Annotated in this window: 12 protein-coding genes and 1 pseudogene; 5 read left to right on the top strand and 8 right to left on the bottom strand. The window is 58.3% G+C overall.

What is annotated here, in order from left to right; all coding sequences use genetic code 11:
• Nucleotide 1: 1 nt before the first annotated feature.
• Nucleotides 2–1108 (bottom strand): annotated as a pseudogene (locus tag J4E63_RS31335) (FIST signal transduction protein); the annotation flags it as partial.
• Between the two features lie 341 nt (nucleotides 1109–1449).
• Here J4E63_RS31335 and J4E63_RS19370 point away from each other — a divergent pair.
• The gene (locus J4E63_RS19370; protein ID WP_207283011.1) at nucleotides 1450–2556 is read left to right on the top strand and encodes a hypothetical protein; all 1107 of its coding nucleotides are present in this window, start codon (nucleotides 1450–1452) and stop codon (nucleotides 2554–2556) included.
• Nucleotides 2557–2788: 232 nt separating this feature from the next.
• Here J4E63_RS19370 and J4E63_RS19375 read toward each other — a convergent pair whose 3' ends face one another.
• Entirely contained in the window at nucleotides 2789–3163 is a 375-nt protein-coding gene (locus J4E63_RS19375) for a hypothetical protein (protein ID WP_207283012.1), read from the bottom strand.
• Nucleotides 3164–3383: 220 nt separating this feature from the next.
• On the opposite strand from J4E63_RS19375, the gene J4E63_RS19380 reads away from it, so the two are divergent.
• The 3 genes from J4E63_RS19380 (at nucleotide 3384) to J4E63_RS19390 (ending at nucleotide 5794) form a co-directional block, all read left to right on the top strand.
• Nucleotides 3384–4055 (top strand): transposase, encoded by a 672-nt coding sequence (locus J4E63_RS19380; protein ID WP_259334033.1) that lies wholly within the window; start codon nucleotides 3384–3386, stop codon nucleotides 4053–4055.
• 1037 nt (nucleotides 4056–5092) lie between these two features.
• Entirely contained in the window at nucleotides 5093–5383 is a 291-nt protein-coding gene (locus tag J4E63_RS19385) for a DUF3077 domain-containing protein (protein ID WP_207283014.1), read from the top strand.
• Nucleotides 5384–5524: 141 nt separating this feature from the next.
• A complete protein-coding gene (locus tag J4E63_RS19390; RefSeq protein ID WP_207283015.1) occupies nucleotides 5525–5794 on the top strand; it encodes a hypothetical protein in 270 nt (89 codons plus the stop codon).
• A 303-nt stretch (nucleotides 5795–6097) separates the two neighbouring features.
• On the opposite strand, the gene yghU is transcribed toward J4E63_RS19390, so the two are convergent.
• From yghU to J4E63_RS19415, 5 genes are all read right to left on the bottom strand, one after another.
• Nucleotides 6098–6937, bottom strand: a complete 840-nt coding sequence (yghU, locus tag J4E63_RS19395; RefSeq protein WP_207283016.1) for a glutathione-dependent disulfide-bond oxidoreductase — start codon at nucleotides 6935–6937, stop codon at nucleotides 6098–6100.
• Nucleotides 6938–6980: 43 nt separating this feature from the next.
• Nucleotides 6981–7715, bottom strand: a complete 735-nt coding sequence (locus J4E63_RS19400; protein WP_207283017.1) for an ABC transporter substrate-binding protein — start codon at nucleotides 7713–7715, stop codon at nucleotides 6981–6983.
• Nucleotides 7716–7743: 28 nt separating this feature from the next.
• Nucleotides 7744–9087: a diguanylate cyclase gene (locus J4E63_RS19405; protein WP_207283018.1), complete on the bottom strand. Its 1344-nt coding sequence runs from the start codon at nucleotides 9085–9087 to the stop codon at nucleotides 7744–7746.
• Nucleotide 9088: 1 nt separating this feature from the next.
• Complete coding sequence (locus J4E63_RS19410) at nucleotides 9089–9847, bottom strand: ABC transporter substrate-binding protein (protein ID WP_207283019.1); 759 nt, start codon at nucleotides 9845–9847, stop codon at nucleotides 9089–9091.
• Between the two features lie 123 nt (nucleotides 9848–9970).
• Nucleotides 9971–10966 (bottom strand): aldo/keto reductase, encoded by a 996-nt coding sequence (locus tag J4E63_RS19415; protein ID WP_207283020.1) that lies wholly within the window; start codon nucleotides 10964–10966, stop codon nucleotides 9971–9973.
• A gap of 113 nt (nucleotides 10967–11079) precedes the next feature.
• Here J4E63_RS19415 and J4E63_RS19420 point away from each other — a divergent pair, with 113 nt between their 5' ends.
• On the top strand, nucleotides 11080–12003 hold the full coding sequence (locus J4E63_RS19420; protein ID WP_207283021.1) for a LysR family transcriptional regulator: 924 nt from the start codon (nucleotides 11080–11082) through the stop codon (nucleotides 12001–12003).
• A gap of 230 nt (nucleotides 12004–12233) precedes the next feature.
• On the opposite strand, the gene J4E63_RS19425 is transcribed toward J4E63_RS19420, so the two are convergent.
• Nucleotides 12234–12977, bottom strand: a complete 744-nt coding sequence (locus J4E63_RS19425) for an SDR family NAD(P)-dependent oxidoreductase (RefSeq protein WP_207283022.1) — start codon at nucleotides 12975–12977, stop codon at nucleotides 12234–12236.
• Between the last annotated feature and the right edge of the window lie 133 nt (nucleotides 12978–13110).

Raw genomic sequence — 13110 nt, forward strand, 5'->3', positions numbered from 1 at the left:
TGCCCAGGTCGCTGCTGTTGTTGAGCCGGCGCAGGATGCAATCGTTGAGAATGGCGGCCACCGGCTGGCCACCTTTACCCTTGAGGAATTTCTCGTAGTCGAGCCGGGTCGCCTCGCGCAGGGGCGTGCGCTTGACCATCACCAGCTCTTCGCCGGGCGCCACGTCGCAGAACAACTGGATGATCTGCTGCTGATGGTCGATGCGGGCAATGGAACGGACGAACAGCTCATCACCCACGCGGATGGCGAATGAATAATCGGCCAGCTTCTTTTCCAGCGCCTGGGCACTGCACTCGAAGGCCTCGCACAGCGCCTGGACCATGCTCTTGATGTTTCCACGACTGTCGATGACCTGGTCGATGGTGCGGTCTTCGACCGACGCGGTCAGCACGCTGAATGTCAGCCCGGCAGGTTGGAAGTTCTGGCTCTTGAACACCCCGAAGCGCACATCCGCCGCGGTTTTCAGAAAGACAATCTGCGCATGGTTCTGGTAACTGCGCTGCCCATCACTGATCAGGGTCTTCTTGAAATCCGCCTTGCCACCGGCTGAGCCGCCGACGAACAAGCACGGGAAGCGTCCAGACTCATAAAGCGCCTCCATAAAGAACGACTCGGAAGCCGAAAGACCATCGAACACCACGTAGGCCAAGGTATCGCGATGGTCAATGGGCGTGCTCACCTGCGCCTGCTTGATGTTATTCACCAATCGAGCGATTCGCTCACGCATGGCCAGGCGCTTGCCGCCACCGCGAATGTCCTCGCACTCCAGCGGCACCATCACCACCTCGGCCGACGCAATCACACTGGTGTCGAACAGCTGCAGCACCACCCGGTCCCAGGTCTCGCCGGTCTGGCAGTACAGCGTGTTCGCACCGTTGTACAGCTCACCGGACGTCGTGCACAGGCTGATGGCGCTTTGGGGAAAGCGCTGCTTAACCTTGGCGGCGACCCGGTCGATGTCCAGGTGAGGGGAGACAAACCCGGCGATCAATACCGGTGTGATGCGTACGTTGGCCAGCGCCGGGTCCAGTTCGCTCAACGTGCAGGCCAGGCTGACCGCCCCTTGTGTGCGGGCTCGGGCTTTGTTGAAGAGGTTCGATAGGTTCATGGCGGGACTCGGTTGAGCGCGACGTGACGCGTACGAGGTATGCGTGCGGAGTCCTTTCCCTGTAGCGATCACGGCTGGGGACTTGTATGGGCGTGAGCTTGTGCTATTTGCGGGGGCGGTCCATAGGGGCTTTTGGTTGGGGTTTACTCCGTCTGTTGGACGGCGACTTTCGTATCGGTCCCGGGAAACCTACGGAAAAAATCAGCGTTTGCTCGCTGGACGACAAAGCCCCACCCGCTATGCTATCGACGATGGCGTCTTGCCATTTACTATGCCCACCACAACCCATCCCCGGCGCGAGACGAGAACCTGCTCGTCACCGCCCTTTGCAGAGACGATTCATGAACAAACACAAAGCCGTGTCAGGAGTTGCCTGGGGTGTTCTGTTGGGTTGCATCGGACACGCCAACGCTTTTCAACTCTCGCCGGATGGCACGTTGGCTGAACGGGAGATGGCCAAGAAATACGGGGTTTCCTATAAGGCGACGGTGCCTTTCGCCAGTTTCGCGCTGCATAACTTTTCCGATCCTGCCCACGAGGCGCTGACGCAGAAGATCTATGGGTGTGACGGGGATTGGCAGGATTGCAGCAACCCCAACCTGGAGAACGCCGGCGCTTATGTCATTGCCGGGGTTCGCTGGAACGATGATCCGGTGTTCATGCCTGGCGCGGAAGATGCCAAGACCAAGGGCTGCGATGGACGCTACTCGGTTGGTTTCATCTCGCAGACGCGGTGCTGGGTCAATCTCTTCGAGAAAGCCGAGGACATAAGCGCTTCCGATCCGATGGCGTTCATGGGGGCGGGGAACTACATCTCCCGTTCGCATTTTGGCGACCTGCAATTCTTGCATGCAATGGCGTCCCAAGAGGGCGACGCGCCAGAGAAGACCAAGCGCGAAATCATGATGTGGGCCGAGTTCGCCTGGGGGGTTGCCGATGGTACCTACCCCCTCAATACCTATTTGAAAGACATCCAGATCGAAGGCTGGGAACAGCATTTCAATAACGGACAAACCGTGCAGGATCTTTTTGCGGTGGGGCGTCCATGGTTGCGGGCGAATGTGAATCAGGTGGCGTTTGGCAGTTTGCTTCATCTTGTCCAGGACAGCTTTGCCGGTGGACATGCGCAGCGGCGCGAAGAGGTCCTGGGTGACAAGTGCATGGGCGGTGCCGAGGCTGTGTTGGGGCGGATCGAGGAGTTTCACTCTTACGCTCGGCAGGATCATGCCAAGCACAAGGATGATGACGCCAGCTCAGTCGCCAGGCTCATGTTGATGGCCCATGAGCCGGATGTTGTGGATGCCGGCAAGAAGCTGCGGGGATTTATCGCCGATCGCAAGAAATGGGCGGATGTCAGGCCTTATCTGGATGAGTGTGTTTTTGCCCTGGCCAATGAGACGACTCCGGCGTCGGCGGGTGATAGGTACAAGCTGGAAGCCAACCGCTGAACATTTGACGAAAAACTGTGGGAAAAAACTGTGGGAGCGGTGCCAGTCGAGAAGGCGAGGTTCACCCCCGAACCAATGTGGGAGCGAGCTTGCTCGCGATGACGTCGGCACATCCAGCATCAATGCCAACTCATCCGCCGCCATCGAGTACAGCGCGTTTGCACCGTTGCACAGCTCATCCGATGTCGTGCACAGGCCTATACCAGGGGAGGCGCGCTCCCGGATCTTCCGGTCAGGGCTCAGGCGACACCATCCGATCAATGATCCCGTAGATGGCCCTCTCCAATGCCTGATCTTCCAGCATGGTTTCAGCGACTTTTTTTGAAATGCTGCCGAATTCGGGATGTTCCAGAATGCTTTCGCCGAACTCCCAGCGCAGGATTTCCTGCACGGTGATGACTGGGGCTGCCTCGTGGAAATCTTCAGTATTTCTTTTGAGGTCTCGAAGACGACTTTGCAAATGTACGCGCAGCACTTCGAGATCTTTTTCGCCCTTTTTGGTCTTGGCGGCGCTGGTGTTGTTTGTTGCGCTCGATGTTACTCGTTCCTTAGGCTTGGCCAGCGCAGCCAGGACCTGGGAGAGGCGAGTCGAATCGATCTTGCTCATCAGGGCGTCTCGAAGGCGTTGCGATAGGCGCCAAGAAATACCGCAGGTTCGGCGAAAACGGGGACAGACCACGTTTTCTATACGTTTTCTGTAGCGTGTTCTGATTGGCTGAAATAGTAGGAAATAGAAAGAGGTGATGTCCTTTCTTGAGTTAGCTAAGCTTTTGGCTCGACTTGTATAAAAGGACTCTCCATATATGCCACGCAGAGCACGCGTCTTAATGCCGGGTGTACCCTTGCATCTAATTCAGCGAGGGAATAATCGATCGGTTTGCTTTTTCTCGGATGATGATTATATTTTTTATATGGAGTTGCTCGCAGAGCAAGCCAGCAAAAGTGGGTGTGAGGTTCACGCGTGGTGCTTGATGAGTAACCATGTTCATTTATTGGTTAGCCCTCAAGAGCAAAGTAGTGCAGGCTTGCTTATGAAGGGGATAGGACAGAGATATGTTCAATACGTGAATCGTACATATGGGCGCAGTGGAACTCTATGGGAGGGGCGCTTTCGCTCATGCCTTGTCCAAAGTGAAAGTTATGTTTTGGCCTGCTATCGTTATATAGAAATGAATCCTGTTCGGGCAAAAATGGTAGCGCATCCGGCGGAATACCGTTGGTCGAGTTATCGTGTTAACGCACAATCAGAATTTTCATATTTTATTACCCCGCACTCTCAGTATCTGTCGCTTGGAGGGCCAAATACATCGAGTGCAGAGGCTTACAGGGACCTTTTTAGAGACGAGTTGGGAGTAGGGATGGTTGACCAAATTCGGGCCGCCACCAATGGTAACTATGTGCTCGGTGGCTCGCGATTTGCTGCAGAAACTGAAGCTATGATCGGACGCCGAGCTCAACGAGGCCACCCGGGACGTCCGGGAAAACGATCACTGTCTTAGTTGAAAAACGTGGTCTGTCCCCGTTGTCCTGCTACTCAGCTTCGATATCCAAGCCCGCTTGTCAAGTAACGAAGGAAGGACTTAAAAATATGGCTTTTTACATCGAAATGGACAGGATTGCTGACACCGAGGAGTACGTTGATTACTCTTTTGGGCGGGGTACAGACGTCGGTGTTCTTAGGCTAAATAAACTGCGCGGAACGTTAACGGTGCTTTCTGCGTGCCCACTAGATCAAGACGGAGGATGGTCGCATAGGGCAAGCATGAAACTGGCTAGGCTCTGGAAGGAAGGCGTATATCCTGAAAAAACCCAATGGGCCTCGTAAAGCAAGGGGAAAACGAAGAGATGATGGGGACAGATCCTAAGAGGTCCCCGAACTTTCTTAAGCGAAATCAAGAAGTTGAATAGTGAAGAGATCTGCATGAGTCGACAGCTTGTGTTGCACGACAGGAAACAGGAAAACGGGGACAGACCCTGAGGGATCCTCACAAATCTACTCCAATGCCTGTGCCTCTTGATGTGCCTCTGCTCGCAACGCGTGCTCAAGCCTCTCAAAGGTGCTTCGAGAATTTGAGCCGCGTCCACAAAACGTGTCTGTCCGTGATGGACTGCGAGCATTGCGGCCTCACGTAGGAAACTTCTGAAAATCCCACCAAAAGCACTATTCTGGCCCTGAGCCTCTCGCCGGAGGTTTTCTGTCGCGTTACGCTCTGGATGTCGCTGCACATTCAGCGACCGGGCTTGGTAACCCGGTGGAATAAGGCGTAACAGTGCACGGACAGGATTGCAGGTTTTCAGACCTGCGATTTTGTTTTATGGCAGCTGTGCGTGGGACGTCTTCTGACGTGCCGGTTTCCTTGATTCCCCGGTTTACCAACCTGCGCACAGCTGCCACCCATTCGCTTGGTAACGGATGCGGCAGCTCTTCGAATCAAGGGAGTTGAACAATGCATATCAATAGATCAAGAAAACGGCCTCATCTGCTCCGCAACTCTGTATCGCGGTCCCGCTGCATCTCAGTCAGTGGAGATAGCAAATGACCGAACAGGCAGAAGCAAAAACTATCGGCTACACCCCATTCCATTACTGCTCCGACCGTCCGCTGTTCCGCGTTAACGGCGGTGTTCCGTTAAATGAAGCGTTGCAACAAGCGTCAGATCTCTTGCATCTCGCCTACCGCCTTGCAGAGGACGCCACTTTCGAACGGAAAACGGACCGCCATGCCTGGGCCGCTCATTATCTAATGGAGATGAGCAAAGCAGTGATTGATGATGTAGTGAAAGTCATGACGGTTAGGCCTGAGGGATCAAAACACACCAATAGCTAACGGACACATCGAGACAGCAAGCATTAGATTCGCCGGAACGGGGAAAAACGGGGTAGGCCACGATTATGGGGCGGACCGATTACAGGAACTCAAATCGTGGTCTGTCCCCGGTTCCCACATCCATTATTAAGGGGCGCAAAAATGACTAATGATGAGTTGTGTGAGTATGCAAAAACTATTTCAACGCGGGAAGGGTTCGTAAAATTTGTTGGGTACTTAGCTGAAGATTATGAAAATCATGGCGGTGAATGGGAGAATAAAAAAATAGAGCAGTTTCTATCCGGTCTTTCGGGTTTTGCAAATGGCATGGCTGGGTATTACAAAAATATGAATGAAAATGTCGATGTAAATAATATCACTTGGCGGATCGCTGCAGAAATGTTACTTGCTGCCACAGTCTACGAAGGATAGGTTTAAGAGCATTTTCAAGTGTCGCGTGATGCATCGGCGACATATAGAAAATATGGGGTGGCCTGTCCGCCACCCCAATAATCTAGTTGGGTGTCAAGACAGTCGATATAGGACAAGAAGAAACGGGGACAGACCCTGAGGTTCACCCCCGATCCAATGTGGGAGCGAGCTTGCTCGCGAAGACGTCGGCATATTCAGATCGAGGCTAGCTGATCCACCGCCATCGCGAGCAAGCTCGCTCCCACAGGGGCTGTTTCAGTTGAGAAACCCAGGTTTACCACCCATTCAGCGTGCGACCTGGCCTCAGCCCAAATCCCCAACCTCATGCCGCTCCGGCACCTGGCTCGCCTCATCCCCCCACGTGCGGTTGACCCGCTGTCCGCGCAGGACGGCGGGGCGCTTGGCAATGTCTTCCGCCCAGCGCTGCACATGGGTGTATTCGTGGGCACTGAGGAATTCGGCGGCGCCGTACACGTTGTTGCGCACCAGTTGGCCATACCAGGGCCAGACCGCGATGTCGGCGATGGTGTAGTCGTTGCCTGCCAGGTATTGGCTTTCGCCGAGGCGGCGGTCCAGGACGTCGAGTTGACGCTTGGCTTCCATGGTGAAGCGATTGATCGGGTATTCGAGTTTCTCCGGCGCATACGCGTAGAAATGCCCGAAGCCACCGCCCAGGTACGGGGCAGAGCCCATCTGCCAGAACAGCCAGTTCAGTGTTTCGGTGCGGCCCGCCGGATCGCTGGGCAGGAAGGCGCCGAATTTTTCCGCCAGGTAAAGCAGAATCGAGCCGGATTCGAAGACCCGAATGGCGGGTTCCACGCTAAGGTCCAGCAGGGCCGGGATCTTGGAGTTGGGGTTGATCTCGACGAAGCCGCTGGAGAACTGGTCGCCCTCGTTGATGCGGATCAGCCAGGCATCGTACTCCGCGCCCGTATGACCCAGCGCCAGCAGTTCCTCCAGCAGGATGGTTACCTTCACGCCGTTGGGCGTGGCCAGGGAATAGAGCTGCAGCGGGTGCTTGCCAACCGGCAAGGTTTTGTCATGGGTCGGCCCGGCGACAGGGCGGTTGATGCTGGCGAACTGGCCGCCAGACGGGGCGTCGTTTTTCCAGACCTTGGGCGGAATGTAAGACGCTTTACTCATCGGGACATACCTCATCGTTGCTTGCGGTGTGATCCCCCAGAGTCTACCGCTGTTCGTTCATGATGCGTGCGACTTCACCGGAATCCTTGAGTTCTTCGAACGCGCGTTGGGCCTTGGCGACGACTTCATCCGGTGTGCTCAGGCTGAAGGCCAAGTGGACCCTGTGGGGTTGTTCGTCGAGGATATAGACCTCTTCCAGCGAAGCGAAATCCACTTGCGCATCCTGGCTCATCAGGCGTGCGGTGTTCTCCGGCATCGGCAGCAATTGGATCTGGCGATTGAGCAGTTTCTGAAAGTTGTCGTGGTTGTTGGCCGAGATGACCAGCCGGGTGAACCCGCGCTGCTGCAGGTAAATCTGCTTGGCGTCGTTTCGCACCACGCCGATGCTGTACTGCTTGGCCTGCTCGAGGCTGCTGACGGTGATGTCGCGGTTATCACGCAGTTTATAGAGCCGGCTCGCCACCCGATGTATTTCACCCACCCATTTGAACAATGTCTCGCGGGCCGGGGTGCGGTCCAGCGGGAAGATCAGTACGTTGGGCTCGTGCAGCGCTTTTTCGTAGGCCCGGGCCCACGGGTACAGCGACAGACTGTAGTCGGTGAGCTGCGCGTTTCTCAGTGTCTCCTCGGCAATGCGAATGCCCGGCCCGACGACCTTGTCGTCACGCTGATAGGCGTACAGGGAGTCTTCGGTGACGACTTCGATTGTGCCGGCGTGGCTTGCCAGGCTGATCGAGGCGAGTAGCAGGCATGAGCAGAGTGTCAGGCGAATGTGCATATGCAGACCTCATGGCGCGCGGTGGTCGTTACAGGGCAACGCGGTCGCGTCCCTGGTGTTTGGCCCGGTACAGCGCCTGGTCGGCGCGTTGCAGCACTTGATCGAAATGGTCCATGGTCTCCGGGTCCAGCTCGGCAACGCCGATGCTCACGGTGACGAAAGGCGAGACCTTGGAGCCGCTGTGGGGCAGCTCACGTTCCGCCAGGCTGGTGCGAAAGCGTTGAGCCGCTTGGCAGGCCTGTGCGGCGTCGACATTGGGCAGGACCACGACGAACTCTTCGCCGCCCACGCGGGCGGTCAGTTCGCCAGAGCGGCCGAACACGCTGCGCAGGGTCTCTGCGATTTCTTTGAGGCACAGATCGCCCTGCATGTGGCCGTAGGTGTCGTTGTAGATCTTGAAGAAATCGACGTCGCACATGAGCACGGCCAGCGGGGTGTTGTGGCGGATTGCCCGACGAAACTCGATTTCCTTCAGTTCGTCGAAGTAGCGACGATTGGCCAGGCCCGTCAAGGCATCGTGACGGGACAGCGCTTCGAGCGACTGGTTGGCGGCCTTCAGTTCCGCGGTGCGTGCCTCCACCAGTTCGGCCATTTGATCGCGGCTGGCGGCCAGGGCCAGTTCGTCCGAACGCTGGCGTTCGAGGTGGGCGCCCAGATTGTCCTGGAGTTCATTGACCTGGAATTCGAGCAGGCTCAGTTCGTCCTGGCGATTCACCGCCCGTTGCAGCTTGAGGTGATGTTTGAGGGTATGCGGCGCGAGTCCGCCCAGGTGACGGGCGATATGCACCACATGCACGGTCACCAGGCGATTGAACATGGTCATGACCAACCCGGCCAGCAGCAAGGACTGGATGAGCTGGGTGATGACGATGCTGCGTGCTTCGCTCCAGAGACGCTCCCACAGCAGGTTATTATCGCCTTCGATGGTCAGTTCACCGACTTTCTCATGGGCCCCGGCGTAGGGCTCGGCGATGAGCTGGCGATGCAGCACCGGCACCACGCCCGATTGACCGACGGCGTATCGATTGAGTTCGATGACTTCCGGCGCTTGCCCGGGGCGCAGGATGTTCAACACCACGCGCCCCACGGGGGCCGCCGCGGCGACGCTGGTGATTTGCTGGTCGAGGGATTCGCGGTCCAGTTCCCAAATGGCGTAGGCCAAGGTGTTCTGGAACACCTGATCGATCAGGGCCAGCTCCGAATTCATTTCCGCCAGGTTGTTTTCCCAGGCCAGCCAGGTGCGCCAGGTGACCATCGCCAGGGTAAAGAACAGGCAGAACAACAGCGTTGCCAGCACCAGGCGCCGCCCCAGGGAGCTGAACGCCTGGGTCGGTGGTGGCTGGGACGCCGCCGTGCGGAAAGAGTCACCCATGTCATAACCATTTGCGCAGGATGGCGTCGTAGACCCCATTGCGACGGATGGTCTCAAGGCCGGCGCGGAATTTCTCCACCGTCTCGGCCGGCGTCTTGCGGCTGAACGCCATGCTCAGGCCGTCCGGGCTGCTCAGTTCGGGAAGCGCCAACGAGCGGATCAGCACTTTGTCCGGGTCTTCGCCATTCTGGCGAGTCAGGTACAGCGCGTTGAGTTCGTTGGAGATCCACAGCTCCACGTGATCGACCTTGAGCTTGCGGTAGTTGTGTTCGTACTTGGTGCTCGACTGCAGTTCCTCGCCGATGCGAAAACCCTTCGAGACCAGGTATTGCTCGCCCACGTCCTGATTGACCGTGGCGATCTGGTGACCATGGGCGTCGGCCAGCGAGTCGAGTTTTACCGGTCGATCCGCCAGCGAGTAGATGTACCACTGCGTCGGGCCAATGGTGCCCACCCACTGGAAAAGCGATTCGCGAGCAGGCGTGCGGACGATCGAATAGATCAACACATTACTTTCGTTGAGCGCCAGCTCGTAGGCCCGGGCCCAGGGCATGGGCTGGATAGGCGCGTCCATGCCGACCTCCTTGAGCACGGCCTGGACCACTTCGGTGCTCATGCCGGTCACGCGTCCGTTCTGCGTCATGTTGTAGGGCGGCAGCTCCTCCGTCACGATGCGCAGGGGGGACTCTGCCGCGCAAGCGCTTGCAGCGAGGAACATCACGACGCCCCACGTCAGCAGGCGATTCAGCGACAAACTCATTGATCGTTACCCTATGCAACTGGCAGAGCCCGGCTAGGCCTGGGGCTATTATTGATAGGGTTATCGGCTGGGCTGGCGCCTGCTTGAATCCGGCCTGTCGAAACCGACAGCCCAGCCGACGGATCAACCGTTCAACAACGTCATCGTCTGCGCCTGGTATCGGTCGCCCGCTACCACACCTTCGCCTGCGAAAATCCCATCCAGATGGGCCAGTTCGTCAGCGCTCAATACCACTGAAGACGCTGCCACATTGCTCTCCAGGTACTTGCGCTGCTTGGTGCCCGGGATCGGAATGACGTGGTCACCCTGGGCCAATACCCAACCCAGGGCCAGTTGCGAGGCGCTGATGCCCTTGTCCGCGGCCAAGGCCTTGACCCGTTCGACCAGCGCCAGGTTGCGCTTGAAGTTGTCGGCCTGGAAGCGCGGGTTGAAGCGGCGATAGTCATCGGCGGCAAAATCCTCCGGTGATTTCAGCTCGCCGGTCAGAAAGCCCCGGCCCAAGGGACTGTAGGCAACGAACGCAATGCCCAGGCGCTTGCAGGTATCGAGCACGCCATTGTGTTCAGGCTCGCGGGACCACAACGAGTATTCGCTTTGCACCGCCGCCAGCGGATGCACGGCGTGGGCTCGTTGGATGGTCTCGGCGCTGGCCTCCGAGATGCCGATATGGCGGACCTTGCCGGCCTTGACCAGCTCGGCCATGGCGCCGATGGTTTCCTCGACGGGCACTTCAGGGTCGATGCGGTGCTGGTAGTAGAGGTCGAGGTAGTCGGTGGCGAGGCGTTTGAGGCTGCCTTCGACCGATTGCCGGACGTATTCGGGGCGGCCGTTGACGCCGCGGGCATGGGGATCGCTGCTGCGCACGAGGCCGAACTTGCTGGCCAGGTACAGGCTTTCACGCTTGCCTCGCAAGGCGCGTCCGAGCAGCTCTTCATTGGTATGCGGCCCGTACATGTCGGCGGTGTCGAACAGCGTCACGCACAACTCCAGGGCGCGGTGGAGCGTGGCAATCGCTTCTCCCTCGTCCACGCCCGTGGTGTAGAAGTCCGACATGCCCATGCAGCCCAGGCCGATGGAGGAAACGTAAGGGCCGCGATGGCCGAGTTGGCGGGTCTTCATGCTGATAGCTCCTGGAAATGAACGACCTGTGCAGTCTCCAGCAAGGGCTTTCCTGGATAAATCCACGATTATTGGTTTAACTATTCGGGATATCTAAATAATGAGGCGCGACAGTGGACCGATTACAGGCCATGCAAGTGTTCCGGCGTATCGTCGAGCTGGGCGGTTTTGGCAAGGCGGCCGATGACCTTGGCTTGCCCCGGGCCACCGTCAGTCTGTTGATCCAGCAGTTGGAAGCCCATCTGGGCGTGCAACTGTTGCAGCGCACCACCCGGCAGGTGCGCGCAACGCTCGACGGTCAAGCGTATTACCAACGCTGCGGCCAGTTGTTGGACGACCTCGCTGACCTTGAGAGTTCGTTGTCGGCGCAAAGGAGCCAGCCTCGCGGTACGTTGAAGGTGGACATGCCGATCGCCTTCGGTTGCACCTGGATCCTGCCGCGCCTGCCGGAGTTCTACCGGCGCTACCCGGCGCTGCAACTGGACATCGGTTTCCACGATCGCCAGGTCCATCTGCAGCGCGAAGGCGTGGATTGCGCGATTCGCGCTGGGCATGTCGTTGACCAGGCCCTGGTGGCCCGGCCTATCGTGCGCCTGCACCAACTGACCTGTGCCAGCCCCGACTACCTCGCTCGCGCCGGCACGCCTCGCCGGTTGGAGGATTTGCCGGCGCACCAGGCCATCGGCTTTGCCTCTGGCAATGGACGGTTCTTCCCGTTCGAATTCGAAGTGGCGGGGCGGGTGCGCGAAATGCAATTGCCGAGTGAGTTGACCGTCAATAACGCCGACGCTTATGTAACGGCCTGTGAAGCGGGATTCGGCTTGATCCAGGTGCCGCGTTACCACGTGCAACGGCAGTTGGCCGAGGGCGGCCTGGTCGAAGTATTGAGCGAGTACGGCGTGCCGACGTGGCCGATCTCAGCGGTGTACCCGCCGCACCGACAGCTGTCACCCAGGGTTCGGGTGTTTATCGATTGGGTGGTTGAGTTGTTGCAGGGAGAGGCGGATGGGCAACGGGCGTTGATGGAGAGGGCGTAAGGTAATGCCGAACCCTTTGGGGAGGACCGACCGCCCTTGTGGCGAGGGAGCAAGCTCCCTCGCCACCGCTCGGCACGAAAGCACGACCTGTGGGAGCGAGCTTGCTCGCGATGACGGCGACCCAGCCGACATGATGCTAACTGACCTGACCCTATCGCGAGCAAGCTCGCTCCCACAGGGTTACATGCTCAGCCAAACATACTGTCTCTTCTAGCCAGGACTCGCCGCAATCAACGCAAGGTGTAGCCGCTGTCCACCACCCAGTCCTGACCATACACGCCCCGTGCACCCTGGCCCAATTGGAACAGGATGACATCTGCCACGGCTCCGGGTTCGAGGAATTGCCCGCCCAGCAATCGTTGCTTGACCGTGCTCGCTACCGAGCCCAGAGCCTCTGCATCGAGGCCCAGGGTGCCCCAGATCGGTGTGGCGGTAGGCCCCGGCGAAACCATGTTGAGGCGAACGCCAAGGGGTGCCAGTTCAACGGCCAGGGTGCGCATCTGCGCGCGCAAGGCCGCTTTCGATGCAATGTACGCGGCCAACCCCGGGAAGGTGACCTGTTCGAGGAACGTGCCGATGAACACCACGGACGCCTCGGCTGCCAGGTGCTCGCGCAGGCTGCTCAGGGTATTGAGGGCGCCCGCGCCATTGACGGCCCATTGCCTGTCGAAAGCGGCCAGGTCCAGGCCGTCGGCCAGTTGCGCGATTCCCGCATTGGGTACCAGGCAATCCACCGGGCCGATGGAGGCGGCCAGTTGTGCCAGCCTGGCCTGGTCGGTCGCCTGTGTCACGTCGCCGGGCAGCCAGAACAGCCTGTCGCCAAATCGCTCGACCAGTTCGCCGAGGCCACCGATCTGTCGCGACATCGCGATCACGTTGGAACCGTGCTCCAGCAAACGTTGGGTGACGGCCAGGCCAATACCCGAACTGGCACCGGTGACTACGCTAAGACCAGGCTTGAATTCATTACTCATGTGCTTTCTTCCTAGGTTCGCCAAAAGGGGCAGAAGACCTGATCAGAAAGTGTGCCAATTAATAATGCCTTGCCAGTCAATGGGTTGGTGTTTGTTGGGTTATTTTGACTCGGATGCGTCGTGGTCATAAAGA

Origin of the sequence: Pseudomonas sp. FW300-N2F2 (assembly GCF_017351655.1) — a bacterium.
Classification (GTDB): Bacteria; Pseudomonadota; Gammaproteobacteria; order Pseudomonadales; family Pseudomonadaceae; genus Aquipseudomonas; species Aquipseudomonas fluorescens_AA.

Coding starts and splice junctions, on each gene's coding strand:
- J4E63_RS19370 (WP_207283011.1), top strand. CDS start 1,450: ATGAACAAACACAAAGCCGTGTCAGGAGTTGCCTGGGGTGTTCTGTTG.
- J4E63_RS19375 (WP_207283012.1), bottom strand. CDS start 3,163: ATGAGCAAGATCGATTCGACTCGCCTCTCCCAGGTCCTGGCTGCGCTG.
- J4E63_RS19380 (WP_259334033.1), top strand. CDS start 3,384: ATGCCGGGTGTACCCTTGCATCTAATTCAGCGAGGGAATAATCGATCG.
- J4E63_RS19385 (WP_207283014.1), top strand. CDS start 5,093: ATGACCGAACAGGCAGAAGCAAAAACTATCGGCTACACCCCATTCCAT.
- J4E63_RS19390 (WP_207283015.1), top strand. CDS start 5,525: ATGACTAATGATGAGTTGTGTGAGTATGCAAAAACTATTTCAACGCGG.
- yghU (WP_207283016.1), bottom strand. CDS start 6,937: ATGAGTAAAGCGTCTTACATTCCGCCCAAGGTCTGGAAAAACGACGCC.
- J4E63_RS19400 (WP_207283017.1), bottom strand. CDS start 7,715: ATGCACATTCGCCTGACACTCTGCTCATGCCTGCTACTCGCCTCGATC.
- J4E63_RS19405 (WP_207283018.1), bottom strand. CDS start 9,087: ATGGGTGACTCTTTCCGCACGGCGGCGTCCCAGCCACCACCGACCCAG.
- J4E63_RS19410 (WP_207283019.1), bottom strand. CDS start 9,847: ATGAGTTTGTCGCTGAATCGCCTGCTGACGTGGGGCGTCGTGATGTTC.
- J4E63_RS19415 (WP_207283020.1), bottom strand. CDS start 10,966: ATGAAGACCCGCCAACTCGGCCATCGCGGCCCTTACGTTTCCTCCATC.
- J4E63_RS19425 (WP_207283022.1), bottom strand. CDS start 12,977: ATGAGTAATGAATTCAAGCCTGGTCTTAGCGTAGTCACCGGTGCCAGT.